Origin of the sequence: Bradyrhizobium sp. CCBAU 51765 (assembly GCF_015291725.1) — a bacterium.
Taxonomy (GTDB): domain Bacteria; phylum Pseudomonadota; class Alphaproteobacteria; order Rhizobiales; family Xanthobacteraceae; genus Bradyrhizobium; species Bradyrhizobium liaoningense.
Window position 1 is genome coordinate 7,958,141 of sequence record NZ_CP030038.1, and the last position, 19,026, is coordinate 7,977,166.

At 65.5% G+C, this 19,026-nt stretch carries 19 protein-coding genes; 6 read left to right on the forward strand and 13 right to left on the reverse strand.

Annotation, left to right across the window (positions count from 1 at the left end; all coding sequences use genetic code 11):
- Nucleotide 1: 1 nt before the first annotated feature.
- Together phnH and phnG are read right to left on the reverse strand one after the other, a co-directional pair.
- Nucleotides 2-610: a phosphonate C-P lyase system protein PhnH gene (phnH, locus tag XH96_RS36920; protein ID WP_194390177.1), complete on the reverse strand. Its 609-nt coding sequence runs from the start codon at nucleotides 608-610 to the stop codon at nucleotides 2-4.
- 4 nt (nucleotides 611-614) lie between these two features.
- Nucleotides 615-1,091, reverse strand: coding sequence for a phosphonate C-P lyase system protein PhnG (gene phnG / locus XH96_RS36925; RefSeq protein WP_194394400.1), 477 nt, complete (start codon nucleotides 1,089-1,091; stop codon nucleotides 615-617).
- Between the two features lie 118 nt (nucleotides 1,092-1,209).
- Here phnG and phnF point away from each other — a divergent pair, with 118 nt between their 5' ends.
- Nucleotides 1,210-1,941 carry a phosphonate metabolism transcriptional regulator PhnF gene (phnF, locus tag XH96_RS36930; protein WP_194390178.1) on the forward strand — a complete coding sequence of 244 codons (732 nt, stop codon included), beginning with the start codon at nucleotides 1,210-1,212 and terminating at the stop codon, nucleotides 1,939-1,941.
- Between the two features lie 166 nt (nucleotides 1,942-2,107).
- Here the strand turns inward: phnF and phnE (XH96_RS36935) are convergent, their stop codons facing one another.
- The 4 genes from phnE (XH96_RS36935) to phnC form a co-directional block, all read right to left on the reverse strand.
- On the reverse strand, nucleotides 2,108-2,923 hold the full coding sequence (phnE, locus tag XH96_RS36935; protein WP_371740196.1) for a phosphonate ABC transporter, permease protein PhnE: 816 nt from the start codon (nucleotides 2,921-2,923) through the stop codon (nucleotides 2,108-2,110).
- Nucleotides 2,924-2,952: 29 nt separating this feature from the next.
- Nucleotides 2,953-3,837, reverse strand: a complete 885-nt coding sequence (phnE, locus tag XH96_RS36940) for a phosphonate ABC transporter, permease protein PhnE (protein ID WP_194390180.1) — start codon at nucleotides 3,835-3,837, stop codon at nucleotides 2,953-2,955.
- A gap of 72 nt (nucleotides 3,838-3,909) precedes the next feature.
- Nucleotides 3,910-4,845, reverse strand: a complete 936-nt coding sequence (gene phnD / locus XH96_RS36945; protein ID WP_194390181.1) for a phosphonate ABC transporter substrate-binding protein — start codon at nucleotides 4,843-4,845, stop codon at nucleotides 3,910-3,912.
- Between the two features lie 66 nt (nucleotides 4,846-4,911).
- Nucleotides 4,912-5,721: a phosphonate ABC transporter ATP-binding protein gene (gene phnC / locus XH96_RS36950; RefSeq protein ID WP_028176575.1), complete on the reverse strand. Its 810-nt coding sequence runs from the start codon at nucleotides 5,719-5,721 to the stop codon at nucleotides 4,912-4,914.
- Nucleotides 5,722-5,894: 173 nt separating this feature from the next.
- Here phnC and XH96_RS36955 point away from each other — a divergent pair, with 173 nt between their 5' ends.
- The 3 genes from XH96_RS36955 to XH96_RS36965 are packed head-to-tail and all read left to right on the forward strand — an operon-like array spanning nucleotide 5,895 to nucleotide 8,473.
- On the forward strand, nucleotides 5,895-6,566 hold the full coding sequence (locus XH96_RS36955; protein ID WP_194390182.1) for a chloramphenicol acetyltransferase: 672 nt from the start codon (nucleotides 5,895-5,897) through the stop codon (nucleotides 6,564-6,566).
- Nucleotides 6,563-7,756, forward strand: a complete 1,194-nt coding sequence (locus XH96_RS36960; RefSeq protein WP_246789885.1) for an alpha-D-ribose 1-methylphosphonate 5-triphosphate diphosphatase — start codon at nucleotides 6,563-6,565, stop codon at nucleotides 7,754-7,756. The genes XH96_RS36955 and XH96_RS36960 overlap by 4 nt, the downstream gene beginning before the upstream one ends.
- Nucleotides 7,757-7,774: 18 nt before the next feature.
- The gene (locus XH96_RS36965) at nucleotides 7,775-8,473 is read left to right on the forward strand and encodes a DUF1045 domain-containing protein (protein ID WP_194390183.1); all 699 of its coding nucleotides are present in this window, start codon (nucleotides 7,775-7,777) and stop codon (nucleotides 8,471-8,473) included.
- Between the two features lie 3 nt (nucleotides 8,474-8,476).
- Here the strand turns inward: XH96_RS36965 and XH96_RS36970 are convergent, their stop codons facing one another.
- The 7 genes from XH96_RS36970 to XH96_RS37000 all read right to left on the reverse strand — a co-directional run bounded on the left by XH96_RS36970 (nucleotide 8,477) and on the right by XH96_RS37000 (nucleotide 16,097).
- Entirely contained in the window at nucleotides 8,477-9,070 is a 594-nt protein-coding gene (locus tag XH96_RS36970; protein WP_246790222.1) for a hypothetical protein, read from the reverse strand.
- Nucleotides 9,071-9,153: 83 nt separating this feature from the next.
- Entirely contained in the window at nucleotides 9,154-10,554 is a 1,401-nt protein-coding gene (locus tag XH96_RS36975; RefSeq protein WP_194390185.1) for a selenium-binding family protein, read from the reverse strand.
- A 343-nt stretch (nucleotides 10,555-10,897) separates the two neighbouring features.
- On the reverse strand, nucleotides 10,898-11,839 hold the full coding sequence (locus XH96_RS36980; protein ID WP_194390186.1) for a dihydrodipicolinate synthase family protein: 942 nt from the start codon (nucleotides 11,837-11,839) through the stop codon (nucleotides 10,898-10,900).
- 125 nt (nucleotides 11,840-11,964) lie between these two features.
- Entirely contained in the window at nucleotides 11,965-14,046 is a 2,082-nt protein-coding gene (locus XH96_RS36985) for a methyl-accepting chemotaxis protein (protein ID WP_194390187.1), read from the reverse strand.
- Between the two features lie 112 nt (nucleotides 14,047-14,158).
- Complete coding sequence (locus tag XH96_RS36990) at nucleotides 14,159-14,929, reverse strand: enoyl-CoA hydratase (protein WP_194390188.1); 771 nt, start codon at nucleotides 14,927-14,929, stop codon at nucleotides 14,159-14,161.
- Nucleotides 14,926-15,393 carry a MarR family winged helix-turn-helix transcriptional regulator gene (locus XH96_RS36995; protein WP_194390189.1) on the reverse strand — a complete coding sequence of 156 codons (468 nt, stop codon included), beginning with the start codon at nucleotides 15,391-15,393 and terminating at the stop codon, nucleotides 14,926-14,928. The genes XH96_RS36990 and XH96_RS36995 overlap by 4 nt, the downstream gene beginning before the upstream one ends.
- Before the next feature lie 44 nt (nucleotides 15,394-15,437).
- Nucleotides 15,438-16,097, reverse strand: a complete 660-nt coding sequence (locus XH96_RS37000; protein WP_194390190.1) for a TetR/AcrR family transcriptional regulator — start codon at nucleotides 16,095-16,097, stop codon at nucleotides 15,438-15,440.
- Nucleotides 16,098-16,188: 91 nt separating this feature from the next.
- On the opposite strand from XH96_RS37000, the gene XH96_RS37005 reads away from it, so the two are divergent.
- Both XH96_RS37005 and XH96_RS37010 read left to right on the forward strand, forming a co-directional pair.
- Nucleotides 16,189-17,436: an HlyD family secretion protein gene (locus XH96_RS37005; RefSeq protein ID WP_194390191.1), complete on the forward strand. Its 1,248-nt coding sequence runs from the start codon at nucleotides 16,189-16,191 to the stop codon at nucleotides 17,434-17,436.
- Nucleotides 17,384-18,997: a DHA2 family efflux MFS transporter permease subunit gene (locus tag XH96_RS37010; RefSeq protein ID WP_194390192.1), complete on the forward strand. Its 1,614-nt coding sequence runs from the start codon at nucleotides 17,384-17,386 to the stop codon at nucleotides 18,995-18,997. The genes XH96_RS37005 and XH96_RS37010 overlap by 53 nt, the downstream gene beginning before the upstream one ends.
- Nucleotides 18,998-19,026 lie beyond the last annotated feature (29 nt).

The window sequence follows — 19,026 nt, forward strand, 5'->3', positions numbered from 1 at the left end:
TTCAGCTTCCCTTGCTCACGACGCGCGTGGTACGCGGAATCGCAACCACGGCGTCATCGGCGACCAGCACCACGTCGATGCCGCGCGGAAACAGCGCCTCGTTGATCCGTAGGCGCTCGAACAGGTCGAAAGGCTTGATCGACGCCTGCAGCGTCGCGACACCGTCGATGCCGGGGCCGCGCAGCTCGAAGCCGCGCCCGGAGGCCAGGCTGTCGACCTGAATGATCACCGTGGTCGAACGATCCGGGTATTCGCTCGTCCCGAGCGCAAACCGGTCGAGCTGCGGAAGCGCCGTACCGTCGCTGATCAGTGCGAAGCTCGCGATCGAGCAATCCTGCACCACCGGCGCGCCGGTATGAAATTTCAGCCACTTCACCAGGTCGGAGCTCTCCACCATCCGCGCATCGAGCCAGAGCGGCGTGTCGTGGTCGAACAGCGTGAGCGCGATCGCGGCGGTGCCGCGCATCATCGTATCAGGTGCCCCCGCCATCGGCACGATGCGCTGAACCGAGCCCGGCCGCGCCATCGCGTCCATGACGGAGCGAAAGGTCGATTGCGCCGACAGCACCTTGTCGGCAAAACCCGGCGGCAATTCCGCAATCGTGGTCATGATCTCAGCCCTCACCGCGCACCATGGTGTAGAAATCAACCTTCGTCGCGGCGGTCTCGGCCGCCGCCTGCTTGCGCCGAATCATAAGCTGCTCTCGCAAGGGCGCGATGACACCCCGCTCCACCGCGCCGCCGTAATCACGGGACTGAACCAGCGCATCGCACAACGCGATCAGCCGCGCCTTGTCACCGTCACGGCCGAGCGTGTAGCCGAACCCGACCTCGCCGCTCGCAAGCCGCACCGCGGCGCGCGACACCGTGGCTTCACCGAGATTGAACGGCGCGCCGTCGCCGCCGATCCGGCCACGCAGCATGACGAGGCCGTTTTCCGGCGCGCGCAGATCCTGATGGGCCGGAAGGGCCGAGTCCAAGGCCAAGTTGCGGAGGCGAGCGGCGATCTCGCCCGCCTCCGCTTGCGCCAGCACCGCCATCGCGGCCCTGCGCTGGGCTTGCTGATTGTTGTGCTGCGTCACTTGGTCCACCGAACTTTCTACAGAACTTGCCGCATCGAAGTTGTCTATGATAATAGACAACTTCTTACGGACGCGCCATGACTGTTTCGTGACAATGATGTGATTTCTGGAGTAGGTTTCCCGCGACATGAGCATGCAGGACACAGCCTCCTCGGGCGTCGCGCTATGGCGCCTCGTTGCCGACGGCATCGAGCGCGGCATCGCCGACGGCCGCTTTGCGGCCGGCGACAAGCTGCCGGGCGAGATGGAGATCGCCGAAACCTATCGCGTCAACCGCCACACCGTGCGGCGCGCGCTGGCCGCCCTCGCCGAGCGCGGCCTGGTGCGGGCCGAGCGCGGCAGCGGAACCTATGTCGAGGCGCAGAAGCTGGCCTATCCGCTGCGCTCGCGCACGCGCTTTTCCGAGATCGTCGGTGCGGGCGGCCGCGAACCGCATGGGCGGCTGATCGAGGCGACCGACGATATCGCGACACGCGAGCTCGCGCGGGAGCTGGGACTGAAGACCGGCGCGCCCTTGATGCGGATCGAGGCGATCCGCCTCGCCGACCGCACGCCGATCTGCGTGTCCACCACCTGGCTGTCGGCGGAGCGGTTTCCGGACGCCGGCGCCGTGTTCGCGGCGACGCGCTCGATGACCAAGCTTCTCGCGCATTACGGCGTGCGCGACTATCGCCGCGGCGCGACCCGAATCACGGCCGGCATCGTCGATGCGACCGATGCCTCACGGCTGGATCTGGCGCTGGGGCGGCCGATCCTGGTGGTCGACGCGACCGACCACGATCTCGAGGGCAGGCCGCTGCTGACAAAACACTCGCGCTTCGCTGCGGAGCGGGTGGAGTTTCTGGTGGAGAACGGGTGAGGCTTCGCTACGCTTCCGCCTCTCTCCGCGCGTGAAGCTGGCAGTCGAGTTCGCGGACAGATACCCCTCATCCGGCGCCGTAGCCGAAGCTTCGCTTCGGCGCTCTTAAGAACGGCGGTCCAGGGCCGCCTATGCCACCTTCTCCCACAACGGGAGAAGGGAAAGACTACGCCACCGCCCGTCGCCCGATGATCGCAAAGCGCAGCTTGCCCGAGATGAAATCGATCGCGGCCACCGCAACCAGGATCATGAGGATCAGGAACGACACTTTCTGCCATTCCAGCACGCGGATCTGCTCGGCGAGCTGGAGGCCGATGCCGCCGGCGCCGACGATGCCGATGATGGTGGCCGAGCGGGTGTTGGATTCGATGAAGTAGAGCACCTGGCCCGCGATGACAGGCAGGACCTGCGGCAACAGGCCGAAGCGGATCTCGTGCAGCGCGCTACCACCGGAGGCACGGATGCCCTCGACCTGCTTCTGGTCGGCGCCCTCGAACGCCTCCGAGAACAATTTTCCGAAGGCGCCGAAATCCGACACCGCGATGGCGAGCACGCCGGCGAAGGGGCCGAGCCCGACCACGTTGATCCACACCAGCGCCCAGATCAGCGTATCGACGCCGCGAATCGAATCGAGGAAGCGCCGGACCGGGAAGCGCAGAATGCTCGACGGCACGATGTTGCGGGCCGCCAGCAGGCTCACCGGCAAGGCAAATAGCGCTCCCAGCGTGGTGCCGAGCAGCGCGATCGACAGCGTCTCGCCGAGCGCCTTCAGATAAATGGGCAGGGACGAGCCGGGATCGGGCGGGATCATCATCAGGCTGATCCAGCCGAGCTGGCTGAGGCCGGCGAAGAAGCGCGACGGCGAGAAGTCGAGATCGACGAGCCCGTAAATGAGGATCGCGAACGCCGCGACGATCATGGCGGGCGTCGCGAGCCGCGCCGAGGCCGGCCGCTCGAACACCTCGGGATAGCGCGCACGCATCTGCGCGGCATCGACCTCCTGCGGCTTCGTCACGTCCGCGCCTCCTTGCCGAACAGGTGGCCGCGCAGCCAGCCGGTGGCGATGTCGATGATGAAGACCGTGACGACGATGGTGAGCAGGATCGCGCTGACGTCGGAGTAGTAAAATTTGCGGATGGCGACGACGAGTTCCTGGCCGATGCCGCCGGCGCCGACGAAGCCCATCACGGAGGCCTCGCGGACGTTAATCTCGAAACGCAGCAGTGCGTAGCTGGCATAGCCCGCGGTCACCTGCGGCACCACGGCGAAACGCATGCAGGACAACCAGCTCGCGCCGGTCGAGCGGATGCCCTCGACCGGCTTCATGTCGGCGTTCTCGACGATCTCCGAGAACAGCTTTCCGAGCGCGCCGGTGGAGTGGATCGCGATCGCCAGCACGCCCGCCATCGGACCGAGCCCGAAGGCGATGACGAAGACCAGCGCGAACACGATCCCGGGCACCGTGCGGGCGAACTCGAGCAGCCGCCGCACGACGAAGCGCAGCCAGGGCGCGGGCGAGGTGTTTTCAGCCGCTAAGAAGTTCAGGCAGAAGGCGAAGGTCGCGCCGATCAGCGTGCCGACATAGGAGATCAGCAGCGTCTCGCCCAGCATCTTCAGCCATTTGCGCCAGCCCCAGAACCACTCGCCGACATCGGTCCAGACCCGCTGGCCGTTGTCGAGCGTGAGGATGCGGTCGAAATAGCTGAGGAAGTTGCCGAAATAGGTGAACAGCGTGCGCAAATTCACTTCCGCGCCGATTGCGGCCAGAACGAGCGCGGCGGCGAAGATGACGGCGCCCAGCAACAGGCGGAGCCGCCTGCGCGCAACCGCCTGGCGATAGGCAGCATTGAGCACGGCGAGCTGCTGCTGGGGGAGGATCGAAACCGCTGTCGTCATCTGTCGAAACAGGTCCGGTCAAAGAAAGAGCCGGGTCCTCGGGACCCGGCTCAGGTGCATCGTCCCAAGAACTCAGGACGCCTTCTTCTTGCGCAGCGCATCGACGAACTTGATCAGCTCGATCGTGCCATCCCAATCCTTGGTGGTGGCGGGATGAAAACCCTTCTTCTGGCCGTCGGAGAGACGGTCGAAGGCGGCCTTGTCCTTGGCCGGCGCGTCGAAGAACGCTCTCGCAATGGCGGCCTTGGCGTCTTCCGGCAGGTCGGAATTGTAGGCATAGGGGCCGTTGATGATCGGCGCCGATTTGTGGATGATACGGAAATCGTCCTTCTTCATCGCGGAGCCGTCGGCGTTCTTCAGCATGCCCTTGGTCAGCATCTGCGCCAGCGTGGAATCGTTGTCGCTGGTCCACTGGTTGGCCGCGACGTCGACCGTGCCCTGCGCCAGCGCCAGCATCGCGTTCTCGTGGCTGCCGGCGAAGACGACCTTGCTGAAATAGGTGTCGGCGTCGTGGATGCCCAACTTGTCGAGCTCGAAGCGCGGCACGTTGTTGCCGGAGGTCGAATTCGGGTCGACGAGACCGAGGTTCTTGCCCTTGAGGTCGTCGATCTTCTTGTAGGCGCTGCTCGCCTTGACGAAGAACACCGAATAGTAGCCGGTCGAGCCGTCGGCGTTGATGTCGTTGGCGAAGGCGTCGGTCTTGACGCCGGTCAGGCGGGCGCGGGCAAACGAGGCCGAGCCGTAGCTCGCGATGTGGATATTTCCGGCGCGCTGCCCTTCGATCACAGCGGCGTAGTCGTTGGCGATGCGCAGCGTGACCTTCACGCCGAGCTGCTTAGAGAGGTATTCCACGAACGGGGTCCAGCGCTCGGTAACGCCCGAGGCGTTCTCGGCCGGCACGACCGCGAAGGTCAGCTCGGGATATTTGGCCTTCCAGTCGCTGGCCGAGGCGGAGGCCGTGAACGCGAGCGCGGCGGTGCCGGCAAGGACTAATCTGCGAGTGATCATGATACCCTCTTCATCGGTTGGGGTCGGTTGACGCAAGAACTTGCAGCTCAAGGGATGCGCCGCGGCTCAGGCCGCAGCGGCCGTTCCGAGCGCCGGGACGCCGGCGGACGCCGGCACAGGCATGCCGCCCATGGCCTCGTTGGCCTCGAGATCGTAGAGCTCGCGCGCGACCTGGTCGGTCAGCGCGGACGGTGCGCCGTCGAACACCACGCGGCCAGCGGCCATGCCGATCAGGCGGTCGCAATAGCTGCGGGCGAGATCGAGCGAATGCAAATTGCAGAGCACGGTGATGCCGAAATGCTTGTTGATGCGCAAAAGCGCATCCATCACGATCTTGGTGTTGCGCGGGTCGAGCGAGGCGATCGGCTCGTCGGCCAGAATAATATCAGGCTGTTGCACCAGTGCGCGGGCGATCGCCACGCGCTGCTGCTGGCCGCCCGAGAGCTGATCGGCGCGCTGGGCGGCGAGCGAGGCGATGTCGAACTGTTCCAGTGCGGACATTGCCAGCGCCTTGTCCTGCTCGGGCCAGGCCTGCAGCAGCGAGCGCCAGGCCGGCATCGTCGCGAGGCGTCCCATCAGCACATTGGTGAGCACGTCGAGCCGGCCGACCAGGTTGAACTGCTGGAAAATCATGGCCGAACGGGCCCGCCACTGCCGCAGCTCCTTGCCGCGCAACGCGGTGACGTCGAGGCCGTCGAACAGGATGCGACCCTGCGACGGTGTCGCAAGGCGGTTGATCGTCCGCAACAATGTCGACTTGCCGGCGCCGGATCGCCCGATTACACCGACGAAGCCGCCGGGGGAAACCTCAAACGAAGCGTCGTCCACTGCGGCTTTTGCACCGAAGCGACACGTCAGACCATCGACCACCAGCATGCAGGGCTCCAGAGTAGCTGGAGCCAATCGCTAACGTCCATGCTTAACACTTGTGTGACACGGCTGTTGCAGCGCAGCGATCCTGCACACGTCATCCCCTGTCATCGCCACGTCATGACGTTGTCATGAATCCACTCGAAGAGGAACGCCCGCCCTCGCAGCTCGGATGCAACATGGCCGCCAAAGCTCTTTCGGTTCAGCCGACCATCGACCCCTCGGCCAAACTGCATGAGACCCGGCTCGGCGCCTATACCGAGGTTGGCGCGCGCACGATCCTGCATGAAGTGGCGATGGGCGATTACTCCTATGTCGTCAACGATTCGCAGATCACCTACACCACCATCGGAAAGTTCTGCTCGATCGCGGCGATGACGCGCATCAATCCCGGTAACCATCCGATGCATCGCGCGACGCAGGCGCACTTCACCTACCGCTCCAGCGCCTATTTCGAGGGTGAGAGCGACGATGCCGAGTTCTTCGATTGGCGGCGCCAGCATCATATCCATATCGGCCACGACGTCTGGATCGGCCATGGTGCGATCGTGTTGCCGGGTCGCAACATCGGCACCGGCGCGGTGATCGCGGCCGGGGCCATCGTCACCAAGGACGTGCCGGCCTACACCGTCGTCGCCGGCAATCCGGCCCGCATCGTGCGGCGGCGGTTCTCGGAGGAGATCGCCGGGCGCCTTGCGAAGCTCGCCTGGTGGGACTGGGATCACGACAAATTGCGCGCGGCGCTGCCCGATTTCCGCAAGCTCGGGATTGAAGATTTTCTTTCGACATACGAAGCACGGGCGAGCTCTCTCACCAATCCTCCGGCCAGCAAACGAAGCGCGATCGCGTGACAGACATATTCCTCGAAGGCGGCCGGGCCCTGATCGGCGCCGAGTTCGTCGAAACCTCAATCCTCGTGTCCGGAACGGATATTGCGCGGGTCGATGCTTCGCGCGGACGTGCGCGGCTGGCGATCGATGCCCGCGACCTGCTGGTGCTGCCCGGCATCGTCGATCTGCATGGCGATGCCTTCGAGCGACAGATGATGCCGCGCGCCGGCGTCGATTTTCCGATCGACGTCGCGCTCGCCGACAGCGACCGCCAGGCGATCGGCAACGGCATCACCACCGTCTTTCATGCCACGACCTGCTCCTGGGAGCCGGGCCTGCGCAGCGCCGACAATGCGCGCGGCCTGATGGAGGCGATCGAGCGGCAGCGTCCGCAATTCGCCGCCGACACCCGCTTCCATCTGCGGCACGAGACCTACAATCTCGACGCCGAGGCCGAGATCGCCCAGTGGCTCGCCGAGGGCCGCGTCGACCTGTTCGCCTTCAACGACCACATGGACGGCACCGTCGCCGACATGGCCAAGCCGCGCAAACGCAACCGCATGGTGGAGCGCACTGGCCTTTCGAGCGAGGACTTCGACCGGCTGGTCGAGCGCGTGATCTCGCGCGCCGACGAGGTGCCCGCTTCGGTGTCGCGCCTCGCCGCTTCTGCGCGCGCGGCCGGGGTGCGGATGCTCTCCCACGATGACGCAACGCCGGCGATGCGCCGGGAGTTTCGCGAACTCGGCGCTGACATCGCGGAGTTTCCGATCAACGAGGAGACGGCGCGGGCGGCAGCGAGCCACGGCGATGCCATCGTCTACGGCGCGCCGAACGTCGTGCGCGGCGGCAGTCATACCGGATGGACCAGGGCCTCCGACATGATCGCCAAGGGGCTCTGCTCGGTGCTGGCGTCGGACTATTATTATCCCGCACAGCTGCTCGCCGCGTTCCGCCTCGCCGCCGATGGCGTGGTGCCGCTGGCACGGGCCTGGGATCTGGTCTCCGCCGGCCCGGCGCGCGCGACCGGCCTTGCCGATCGCGGCATGCTCGCGGAAGGACGCCGCGCCGATATTCTCCTCGTCGACGACAGCATGAAGCTGCGGCCGCGGCTGATCGCAGTGATCTCGGGCGGCAAGCTCGTGCACCTCACCGACGCGACAAGGCTGCTCACTGCCGTAGCGGCGCCGCGCGAGGCTGTCGTCGCGGCTTAAATTGGCTATGCTGAGGTGATGACAGGTTTCCCCCGCTACGCGATCTACTTTGCCGCCGGCACCGACAGCGCCCTCTCCCGCTTCGGCGCCGAATTGCTCGGCTATCACGCCCACAGCGGCGACACGGTTTCGTTTCCGCAAGAAGCGTTGCGCGTCGCGCCGGACTGGCGCGACATCACCGCCGATCCCCGCAAATACGGCTTTCACGCGACGCTGAAGGCGCCGATGACGCTGGTATCAGGCAGGACCGAGGCCGAGCTCATGGCGGCCTGCGCGACGTTCGCCGGCCAATCGCGGACAATTCCAGCGATCCGCCCCGTCGTCGATACCATCAGCGGCTTCATCGCCGTCATTCCGGCCGAGCCGGTCGACGCTCTCCAGCAGCTTGCCGCCGATTGCGTCCGGGAATTCGACTCCTTCCGCGCGGCCCTCACCGCGGAAGATCGTGCGCGGCGCAAGCCCGAAAAACTCACCGAGCGGCAGCGCGACTATCTCGACCGCTGGGGCTACCCTTACGTGATGGAGGAGTTCCGCTTCCACATGACAGTGACGGGCCGGCTGGATGCAGAGCGCCGCGAGCCGATTCTGGAGATGTTGCGGGGACGATTTGCTGCGCTTGGTCTTGGCACGCTGGCGATCGACCGCCTCGCACTGTTCAAGCAGGACGAGGCGAAGGCTCGCTTCCGCATCATCGGTGAGTGGGCGTTGACGCGGTAGGCCTCACTGCCAGCTCCCAAGATTGAAGGCGAGCGCCACGGCGCCGACCAGAACGAGGCTCGTCGCCCAGACTGCATCCAGATTGAACCAGCTGCGCGAGACGAACTTCAATCCCAGATAGCGGTAGACCAGCCAGGCCAGACATCCACCGGCGCTGACCATCGCGATAACGTGCACCAGGGACACCAGCACCGCCATCCCGACATTTGCCTTCATCAACTCGCCCGCCGCCTGATGGCCGGCATCGAGCTTGAAGGCCTGGCATAGCCCGAGATAGATCGGCACGAGCATCAAGGCGGCGCCGTGCGCAATGGCAACGGCAAATGACCACAGCGCCAATTGCGTCGGCGGAATTCGTGCCAGCGCGCGCGGATGACGCCGGTCGACCAACCGATAGACGCCGAAGCCGATGACGAGAAGGCTGGCGACCAGCTGGATCGGACGCTGCCACTCCGCCAGCACGAGCAGGAACGCGAATGGCAGCAGCACGAGAAGCGTTGCAAGGAGATGGCCGGCCGACAGGGCGCACAGCGCGTGGAAAAGCGCGCGCGGGCTCTTGTCCATGAGCCCGGCCGAAACAGCGAGCGGCCATCCCATCCCCGGATTGACCCCGTGATAGAGACCGCTCGCAACAAGCGCGAGCCACAGCCAGCCGAGTGCCGGGCTCGCGTGTCCCCAATCTAGACCGACGGGTAGCAAAAGGAGTCCGTCGAACAATCGCCGCCCTCGAGCCTGATCTGGTGCGCACGATATCCGTCGGGGAAGCTCACGAAATAGTCCTTGTCGAGCTCGAGGCCTCCGTTGCGACCGACATTGGCCATGACCTCCACGCCCGGAACCCCATCGGGATAGAACTGGTCATCCCAGGTGGAATAGAGGGAATTGGTCCAGTAGACGCGCCTGCCGTCGCGGCTGATCTCGACCATCTGCGGACCCGCCGCAAATGCCTTGCCATTCGGATGCGGCGTGCGGCGCGCGATACCGCCGATGTGGACCGAGCCCGCGTGCTTCGGCTTGCGCGGATCACTGACGTCGTACTGGCGCATTTCACCCGTGCCCCAGCACGAGACATAGAGAAACCGGTCATCCATCGACAGGTCGATGTCGGTCACCAGCGGCGGCACGGCGCCGAAGCCCTGGAGCAGCGGCGGGAGCTTCTCCTTTGGCGCTGGCTCGGGTGGGATCGTCGCCGTCTTCTCCGCATGGAATTTCCCGCCTTCTCGCCACCACGTCCAGATCGATGCTTCGAGATTCGTGGTGTCGACCACGACGCCGACGAAGCCGTACTCGCGAACCGGATCGTGCGCCGGTCGTACCTCCAGCGCCATTTGATGATTGGCGCCGAGGTCGATGGTCTGGACGTTGCGACGTGCGCGAAGATCCCAGAAGTGGAGACGATGTCCATATTTGTTCGCGAGCAGATCTTCCGGGACGATCCCGTTCTCGAACTGCGGCGGCAATGCCCATTCGCTCGTCACCATGTAGTCGCGCGGCAGATTCCACCAGAAATCATAGTGCAGCGTCTGTGGACCGCGGTCGATCTCCCATCGTCCCAGGACCTCGAAGGTCTCGCAATCCATGATGAAGACGCCTGGCGGTCCGTTGGTGCCGTCCTTGCCGCCGCCGCCCAGCGTGCTGACGTAAATGCCGTCGGGCCCGCAATGGATCGTGTGTGGGCGCGAGTAGCCGGTCTTCTTGAAGACCTCCTCTGGCTCGATGATCTTGTGGATCTTGGCTTTGGTCGGATCGGGCTTGGTATCGATGATGTAGATGCGCGACGAACGCAGCCCGGGAATGATGAGATAGCGCCGCTCGATGAAGGCATGTCCGGCGAGCGGCGACAAGGCGGAGGAACACGCATTCCAGCCGAAGTGATGAAACTCATCGCCCTTGTTGGGCATCGTCACGGTGTGGACGATCTGGCTATAGGTCGGCGATCCCGGCTTGACGTCGATGACCGCGAGAGCATCCGGCTTCGAGAAGTCCGGACTGAGCAGCAATGTGTAGGCAAAGTTCTCGGCAGGTGCTTCCATCGCAAGCTTGGGCGATGCGTGAAAGGTGGGATCCGGCCTCATCGTCATGGCACTGCCTCCCTGTTCTGTCGGTTTGCGCCAGCCTGACTCGGGATAACGGCATCGTGAAGAGGTATTGCGCGATGTGTTGGGATTCTCCGCAGGGCCGGTTGGCGAGCGTACAATATGCTATCGCCGGGCTGCGCGAAACTGGCGGAATCGCGTTAATTCGACGCCCTACAGCCGGCGAAGTGAGGTTGGAGGGCGGCCTCTCACTCGATGTCGTCCCCGCGAACGCGGGGACCCATAACCCCAGGGAGCGGTTATGAAGCGAGCTGCCGACTCCAAGTCTTCGTCATCTGCGCGCGCTTGAGACGCGCTTGTCCGGGACGACACTGAACGTTTGGCTCCGCTATTTCCCCCACCGCAGCGCCAGCGCATCGCGCTCCCTGGCGAGTTCCAGCAATCCCGCGCGCGTTGCCGGATGCAGCGGTTGGAGCGGATGCCGCACGGCTTCCGACTTGATCACACCGCCGGCCTGCATCATGACCTTGCAGGCGATCAGGCCGCATTGGCGGTTCTCATAGTTGATCAGCGGCAGCCAGCGCTCATAGGCGGCCTTCGCTTCCTCGCGCTTGCCGGCGAAATAGGGATCGATGATCTGGCGGATGCCGTCGGGATAGCCGCCGCCGGTCATGGCGCCGGTGGCGCCGGCGTCGAGATCGGCCAGCAGCGTGATCGCCTCCTCGCCGTCCCAGGGGCCTTCGATATCGCTGCCGCCCGCCTCGATCAGGCTGCGGAGCTTTGCAGCCGCGCCTGCCACCTCGATCTTGAAATAGCGGATGTTGGCGAATTCGCGCGCCAGCCGCGCCAGCAGCTCGACCGAGAGCGGCGTGCCGGCCACCGGCGCGTCCTGGATCATGATGGGGATCTCGATCGCGGCCGAGAGCACCTTGAAGAATTCGACGATGCCCTTCTCGGGAACCCGGAAGGTCGCGCCGTGATAGGGCGGCATCACCATCACCATGGCGGCGCCGGCCGCCTCGGCCTGCTTGCTGCGCGCCGCGCACACGGCCGAGCTGAAATGCGTGGTGGTCACGATCACGGGAACCCGGCCAGCCACATGATCCAGCACCGCATGCATCACGGCCTCGCGCTCGGCGTCGGTGAGCACGAACTGCTCGGAGAAATTGGCGAGGATGCAGATGCCGTGCGAGCCGGCATCGATCATGAAATCGATGCAGCGGCGCTGGCCCTCGAGATCGAGCTCGCCGCGCTCGTCGAAGATGGTGGGCGCGACCGGGAACACACCGCGATAGGGGCGCTGGGACTTGTGTTGGGGCGTGACCGGCATCGAACTCTCCATCCCTGATATGTCTTACGTCTGTCGCCACGCTCGCGGAGCGAGGCGGCACAGATGTACCCGCCACACGGACCGGCGGCAATGCCCGCGCGACGTTGGACGGTGAGAGAACGAAACTACGCGGTCTTCACGGCTCCCAAGAAGCCCTCGACCGCGACGCGCAGGCGATCGGCGTCGGCCGACATCTTCTTGACGGACTCCGACAGCACCGTGCCGGCGTTGCCGGTCTCCTGGTTGAGCCTCGCGACGCTGCCGATGGTGTCGGTGACCTCGCGGGTGCCTTGGGCAGCCTGCTGGAAGTTGCGCGAGATCTCGGTGGTCGCCGCGCGCTGCTGCTCGACCGCGGCCGCAATCGCCGTCATCTTCTCGTCGATGCCGCTGATGGCGCCGCCGATCGAGCGGATCGCGGCGACGGCCTGACCGGTGGCGCCCTGGATCTCCTCGACCTGGCGCGAGATCTCTTCCGTCGCTGTCGCCGTCTGGGACGCGAGGCTCTTGACCTCGCCCGCGACGACGGCAAAGCCGCGGCCGGCCTCCCCCGCGCGCGCGGCTTCAATGGTGGCGTTCAGCGCCAGGAGGTTGGTCTGGGCGGCGATCGCGTTGATCATCTTCACGACCTCGCCGATGCGGCTCGCGGTCTGGTCGAGGATTTCGACCGTCGCGTTGGTCTGCTCGGCCTGCGCCACGGCCTCGCGGGCCTCGCGGGCGCTCGACTGCACCTGTGCGGAAATTTCGCCGACGGACGCGGACAGCTCCTCGGTCGCGGCCGCGATGGTCTCGAGATTGTTGGTGGCCTGCTCGGCGGCGGACGAAACCGCGGCGGTCTGGCTGCTGGAGTCCGAGACCAGCGAGCGCACACCGGTCGCGGTGGCGTCGAGCTCTCGCGTCGAGGCCACGACACTCTGGATGACCGCCTGCACGGTGTCGTCGAAGCTGCGGCACGCCGCATCGACGGTGCCGGAGCGGGCGAGCTGGAGCGCCTGTTGCGATTCGCGTTCCCGGCCCAGCCGTTCCGCGGTCGCCGCGCTCTCGCGCAGGCTCTCGAGCGCGGCAGCCATGGTCCCGAACTCGTCGGGGTGGCGGGATTGCGGAACCGGCGTCGCATAATCGCGCGCGCTGATGCGGGCAATGGCATCGAGGATGGCGCGCACCGGACGCATGAGGCGATTGCGCACCACGAACACGCCGGCCACGGTCACGGCCAGCGCGAGCAGGAATGCGAACGACTGCACGATGAGGTTGGTCAGGGCTTTCGCCTGAACCGCCTCCGCACGCGCGATCGAAAGGTCGAGCGCCTTGTTGGCGACCGCGACGATGGACGCGAAGGGCGACTGGCACAGCGCATTCCATTCCGAGGCGGGCATCGCGGGACGGCCGCTGCCGTCGAAGCCCTTGGTGATCTCGCCGATCTGCTTGAGGGCGCCGTCAGTCTTGGCCTTCGCCTCCTTGGCCGCGTTGACGAGGTCGGCCGGCACGTCGGGCGCAGCCAGCAGCTCCACCATGCCGGTCCAGCCGGCCGTGATGGTGCCATTCCATCCGGCCACGGTCTGCTTCTGGGTCTCATCGAGCGGCTTGGAGCCGTTGACGTTCGGGCGCAGGGTCGAGCACTGGATGCCGTAGCGGTCGCGCACCTGCCAGGCGAGGCGGCGTGCCTGGATCATGCGGGCGATGTAGGGATCGTTTATCCAGGCGCGGTTCGACACCGCGGTGGACGCGAGATTGGCGGTCTCGATCACCTTGGTGACCGCATCGTACCAGGGCGCGGTACTCTCCAGCTTGCGCTCGGCGCGCGGCAGCTTGGCCTCGTCATAGAACAACTGGAATTTTGACGCGGCCTCGCTCCAGCGCTGCTTCAGCGTGCCTGCGAGTTCGTCGCGCGCTGCGAATTCGACGGTGGTGAGCGCGGCGTTGATGGCGTCGAAACCGGCCTGCTCGGCTTTCTCGGCGGCACCAAGCTTGGCGCGCGGATCGTCCTCGCCGAGCAGCGCGCTCTGGGCATCGCCGCGATTGCTGCGCAGGGCAACAACGCCATGGAAGATCGACTTGTCGGCATTCGCGAGCCGCTCGGTCTCCAGGCTGTCGCTGTAACGGCTGAAGGCGCCACCCATCTGGATCGCCGTGCTGGTCAACGCGCCGGCGGCCAGCAGGGTCATCAGGACCAGAAGGAGCGTGCTTACCGAATTCTTAAAAATTGACATGGGTCGAGGGACCTAACTCTCGGGAGAGGCCACCTTGCACCGCGACATGCCAATGTTTCGTTAAGGTTTTAGTTGAATCCGTGCGATCCAACCTGCACGCATTCGGGATCCCCTATGCAACCTTGGTAAAATCCGGCGCCCGGCGCTCGGCGAACGCCGTAAACGCCTCGCGCGCCTCCGCGGTGCGCAGGCGCTGCGCGAACTGCTCGCCTTCGGCCTGCATCTGCGCGACCAGCGCCTCGCCGTTGCGCATCAGCTTCTTGGTGGCCGTGAGCGCGCCGAGCGGCTGACGCGCGAGACGCTGCGCGAGGGCGAGGGCCTCGGCATCGAGCTTGTCGAGCGGCACCATACGGTTGGCGAGGCCCCATTCCAGCGCCGACTTGGCCGGCACGGTCTCGCCGAGCGCGAACATCTCATAGGCGCGCGCATAGCCGATGCGCGCCGGCATCAGCAGGCTGGAGGCGGCCTCCGGCACCAGCGCGAGGCTGACGAAGGGGGTCGACAATTGCGCGTTGTCGGCGAGCACGACGAGATCGCAATGCAGCAGCATCGTGGTGCCGACGCCGACGGCACGGCCCTGCACGGCTGCGACCAGCGGCCGGGTGCAGCGCGCCAGCGACTGGATGAAGCGCACGACGTTGCGGCTGCCTTCGGACTTGCCGGCCGCGACCGCGGCGAACTCGCCGACGTCGTTGCCGGCGGTGAACATGTCGCCCTCGCCGCGAATCAGGATCACGCGAGCGGACGGATCGAACTCGGCGGATTCGATTGTGTCCGCCAGCTTGCCGTACATCGCATCGGTCAGCGCGTTCTTCTTGTCGGGACGCGCCAATGTCAGGGTGAGAATTCCGCCGTTGCTCTCGATCCGGACGTGCTCGGTCATTCGTCTGCTCCGTGTTGTTCGTCTGAACTTCTTGGAAACTTGTCCTGAATGCTCGTCAGCCAGCGTGCGACGATGTCGATCTCCGCGGCCGTAAATCCCTCCGTCAGCGCCGCGTTGACCTCCGCCGCCGAGGTCTTCGCCAGCGCCAGCGCGCTGCGCCCCTTGGGCGTCAGCCAGATGCGCCAGGCGCGGCCATCCTCGCGATCGGCGCGCCGCTCGATCAGTCTTGCGGCTGCGGTGCGGTCGACGAGGCCGGAAATGCCGGCCGGCCCCATATCGAGCGCCGCGCCCGCCGCGCCGATCAGGACGCCATCCCGCTTGCCGAGAATGAACAGCAGCCCCGCCTGCGCCGGCGTCACCTCGCTCTGCGGCTGCGCCGCCATCCAGCGCTGCAGGCGGCGGTGCGCGACGCTCAGCAGGTAGATCAGCCGGTGATGCTTCGCTGCGACCTCATTATTTCGCATGCGAAGTATATAGCCGGCCGGATCCGGATTGTCAAAGGACGCCGCTAGTCCGGCGCCGCGCGACAGCCGTCGAGGAACAAGGCCGCGCAGGTCTGCACACGGCGCTCGATCTGCTTGCGTGACGGCAGGGGCAGGCCGCCATAAATCGCCGCGCGCTGCGGCGCCGATGCGACCATGCCGATCAGCATGCCGGCGGCTTCCTCGGCATCCTCGATCACGATGCGCTTGCGCCTGACCTGGACACGCAACCAGCCGGCGAGTGCCGTCATGGTGCGGGAGATGCCGTTCTTGTAGAAGTTCGCGGCGAGATCGGGAAAGGCGGCCGATTCCTGCAGCACCATGCGCTGCAACGCCACGACCTCCGGATCGAGCGCGAGATCGGCGCAGGCGAGCAGCGCAGCGCGCAAGCCGGTTTCGATATCGACCTCATCGCTTCCTTGCAGGTCGACGGCGGAGAGCAATCGCTCCAGCCGGTCGGCGCACATCGCCTCGAACAGCGCAGCCTTGCCCGGAAACAGCCGATAGAGCGTCCTGGTCGAGATGCCGGCGCGGCGCGCCAACTCTTCGGTGCTGGTCGCCTCATAGCCCTCGCGGGCAAAGGCGTGCCGTGCGGCGTCGAAGACGATCCGCCTGGTCTCGTCGTCGCTGCGGACCGGTGGCCGCCCGCGCGGACGAACTTCGCTGTCCGATCTTGCCTGAGCCATGCTTTTAAATGACGACTGTCATTCCATTGACAATTCCAAAGCTAGTCTCATTTTGGAAATTATCAAGTTTCCTAATTCAGGGGAGCCGGCCATGACCGTCCACACCACCCCATCCGCTGCCGCCCAGGCTGCTGTGACAGCAACCGCCCTGGAGGGCATCCTGCCCGCCGAGCTGGCGCATGTCAGCCGCAAAAAACCCAACCTCCGCAAGCTGTTGCTGATGGCGGCCGCGGCCGTCGCGCTGGCCGGCGCCAGCTGGTACGGCTACGATTACTGGACCGTCGGCCAGTACCTCGTCTCCACAGACGACGCCTATGTGAAGGCCGACAACACCACCATCGCGCCGAAGGTCAGCGGCTATCTCAGCCAAGTTCTGGTCGCCGATAACGAGCATGTGAGAGCCGGCCAGGTGCTGGCCCGGATCGACGACCGCGACTTCAAAGTCGCGCTCGACCAGGCTCGCGCCGACGTCCAGGCGGCGAACGCGGCGGTCGTCAGCAGGGAGGCACAGCTCGAGGTTCAGCAAGCCGTGATCACTGCCGCCAGGGCGACCATCGATGTCGACACGGCCGCAAAGTCCTTCGCGCAGCAGGAAAACAAGCGCTACACGGATCTCGCCAGGACCGGCTATGGCAGCGTGCAGAACGCGCAGCAGGCTCAGGCGCGCGACGCCGGCGCGGACGCAGCGATCGCGCGCGATAACGCCAACCTCATCTCCGCGCAAAAGCAGGTCGATCTCCTCAAGGCCGAGATCGCGCAAGCCAAGGCCGCCGCCGCGCGCGCAGCCGCGATCCGGCAGCAGGCGGAGCTCAATCTCGGCTACACCAAGATCGTCTCGCCGATCGACGGCGTCGTCGGCAATCGGTCCTTGCGCGTCGGCCAGTTCGTGCAGGCGGGCACGCAGCTGATGTCAATCGTGCCGACTGATGCCGCCTATGTCGTCGCCAATTTCAAGGAAACGCAGCTCACCCATGTGCAGGCGGGACAGGCCGTCGATATCGAGGTCGACATGTTCCCGGGCCAGGTCCTGCATGGTCACGTCGATTCCATCTCGCCGGCCAGCGGCCAGGAATTCGCGCTGCTGCCGCCCGACAACGCCACGGGCAATTTCACCAAGGTGGTGCAGCGCATCCCGGTCAAGATTGTGCTCGACGACAGGTATGGGCCTGCGATCGCGCTGCGGCCCGGCATGTCCGTGATCCCCACCATTGCAACACGTTCGACAGCGCCGGCCGCGAATGCGGCCGTGACGCCCAAAGCCAAGCTCGTCTCCGGAGGGTCGTGCCATGTCAAACAGCCTCTCAATCTCGACGCAAGCAACACCGGCCGCGACGCCTGATCGCTCCGCGAGCGATCCCAACCGCGCGAGCCTCGCAACCTGGATCGCCGTGCTCGCCGCCATGATCGGCTCGTTCATGGCGATCCTGAACATCCAGATCACCAATGCCTCGCTGGCCAATATCGAGGGCGGCATCGGCACCGGCGCCGACAACGGTTCCTGGATCTCGACGTCGTATCTCATCGGCGAAATCATCGTGATCCCGCTGACCGATTACTTGAGTCGCGTGTTCACGTTCCGCCGCTACATGCTGGCGAGCGCAACGCTGTTCGCGGCGTTCTCGGTCGCCTGCGCCTTCACTCATGATCTCCCGTCGATGATCGCGATGCGCGGCCTGCAAGGCTTTGCCGGCGGCGTGCTGATCCCGATGGCCTTCACGCTGGTCCTGACCAAGCTGCCGAAACCGCAGCAGCCGGTCGGACTCGCCATCTTCGCGCTGTCAGTCACCTTTGCACCGGCAATCGGCCCGACCATCGGCGGCTATCTCACCGAGACCTATGGCTGGCGCACCATCTTCTTCGTCAACGTGATCCCGACCGCCGTGATGGTCGCTGCACTCTATTTGACGCTGGAGCGGCAGAAGATGCAGCTTGGTCTCCTGAAGGAAGGCGACTGGGCCGGCATCGTCACCATGGCGATCGGCCTGTCGGCGCTGCAAGCGGTGCTCGAGGAAGGCAACAAGGACGACTGGTTCTCCTCCCCTTTCATCGTCAAGCTGGCGATCGTCGCAGCCGTCAGCCTGACGCTGTTCGTCGCGATCGAGCTCAGAATCGAGAAGCCGCTGATCCGGCTGCGCCTGCTGACGCAGCGCAACTTCGGCTTCGGCACCGTCGCGATGACCATGGTCGGCTTCGCGCTGTTCGGTTCGGTCTACATCCTGCCCGCCTATCTCGGCCAGGCGCAGGGCTACAACTCCGAGCAGATCGGCAACGTGCTGGCCTGGACCGGCCTGCCGCAACTCGTGCTGATCCCGCTGATTCCCAGGCTGATGCAGCGCTTCGACACGCGTTATATCGCCATCACCGGCCTTCTGATCTTCGCCTATAGCTGCTTCATGAACACGGCGATGTCGCCGGACTATGCCGGTGACCAGCTCTGGATTCCGAACATCGTGCGCGCGGTCGGCCAGGCCATGGTGCTGACGCCGCTGACCTCGGTGCTGTCAGGCGGCATCGCGCCGCAGGATGCTGCCGCGGCCTCCGGCATCAGCAACATGTTCCGCAACCTCGGCGGCGCGATCGGAACGGCGACGCTCGCGACGATCATCACGAAACGCGAGCAGTTCCATTCCAACATCATCGGACACTCGGTCACCCTCGGCCGCGAGGAGGTCCGCAGCCGCATCGCCCAGATGACGGACTATTTCATGGCCCACGGTGTCCCCGATCCAAACGCTGCACGCGAGCAAGCCATCATCGCGCTCGGCAAGTCCGTAAAACGCCAGGCCCTGGTGATGGGCTATTCCGACACCTTTGCGGTGATCGGCGCCGTGCTGGTCCTGGCCGCGATCGCAGTGCTGCTGACGCGGCGCGTGAAGACAGCCGGGGGGCCCGCGCATTAGCGGGAGGTCGTCGTGCCCGGGGCTTGTTC

Coding starts and splice junctions, on each gene's coding strand:
- XH96_RS36970 (WP_246790222.1), bottom strand. CDS start 9,070: ATGGGATGGCCGCTCGCTGTTTCGGCCGGGCTCATGGACAAGAGCCCG.
- XH96_RS37000 (WP_194390190.1), bottom strand. CDS start 16,097: ATGGCTCAGGCAAGATCGGACAGCGAAGTTCGTCCGCGCGGGCGGCCA.
- XH96_RS36975 (WP_194390185.1), bottom strand. CDS start 10,554: ATGACGATGAGGCCGGATCCCACCTTTCACGCATCGCCCAAGCTTGCG.
- XH96_RS37005 (WP_194390191.1), top strand. CDS start 16,189: ATGACCGTCCACACCACCCCATCCGCTGCCGCCCAGGCTGCTGTGACA.
- XH96_RS36965 (WP_194390183.1), top strand. CDS start 7,775: ATGACAGGTTTCCCCCGCTACGCGATCTACTTTGCCGCCGGCACCGAC.
- XH96_RS37010 (WP_194390192.1), top strand. CDS start 17,384: ATGTCAAACAGCCTCTCAATCTCGACGCAAGCAACACCGGCCGCGACG.
- phnC (WP_028176575.1), bottom strand. CDS start 5,721: ATGCTGGTGGTCGATGGTCTGACGTGTCGCTTCGGTGCAAAAGCCGCA.
- XH96_RS36955 (WP_194390182.1), top strand. CDS start 5,895: ATGGCCGCCAAAGCTCTTTCGGTTCAGCCGACCATCGACCCCTCGGCC.
- XH96_RS36980 (WP_194390186.1), bottom strand. CDS start 11,839: ATGCCGGTCACGCCCCAACACAAGTCCCAGCGCCCCTATCGCGGTGTG.
- XH96_RS36990 (WP_194390188.1), bottom strand. CDS start 14,929: ATGACCGAGCACGTCCGGATCGAGAGCAACGGCGGAATTCTCACCCTG.
- phnE (WP_371740196.1), bottom strand. CDS start 2,923: ATGCGTGCGCGCTATCCCGAGGTGTTCGAGCGGCCGGCCTCGGCGCGG.
- XH96_RS36985 (WP_194390187.1), bottom strand. CDS start 14,046: ATGTCAATTTTTAAGAATTCGGTAAGCACGCTCCTTCTGGTCCTGATG.
- phnD (WP_194390181.1), bottom strand. CDS start 4,845: ATGATCACTCGCAGATTAGTCCTTGCCGGCACCGCCGCGCTCGCGTTC.
- phnH (WP_194390177.1), bottom strand. CDS start 610: ATGACCACGATTGCGGAATTGCCGCCGGGTTTTGCCGACAAGGTGCTG.
- phnE (WP_194390180.1), bottom strand. CDS start 3,837: ATGACGACAGCGGTTTCGATCCTCCCCCAGCAGCAGCTCGCCGTGCTC.
- XH96_RS36995 (WP_194390189.1), bottom strand. CDS start 15,393: ATGCGAAATAATGAGGTCGCAGCGAAGCATCACCGGCTGATCTACCTG.
- phnF (WP_194390178.1), top strand. CDS start 1,210: ATGAGCATGCAGGACACAGCCTCCTCGGGCGTCGCGCTATGGCGCCTC.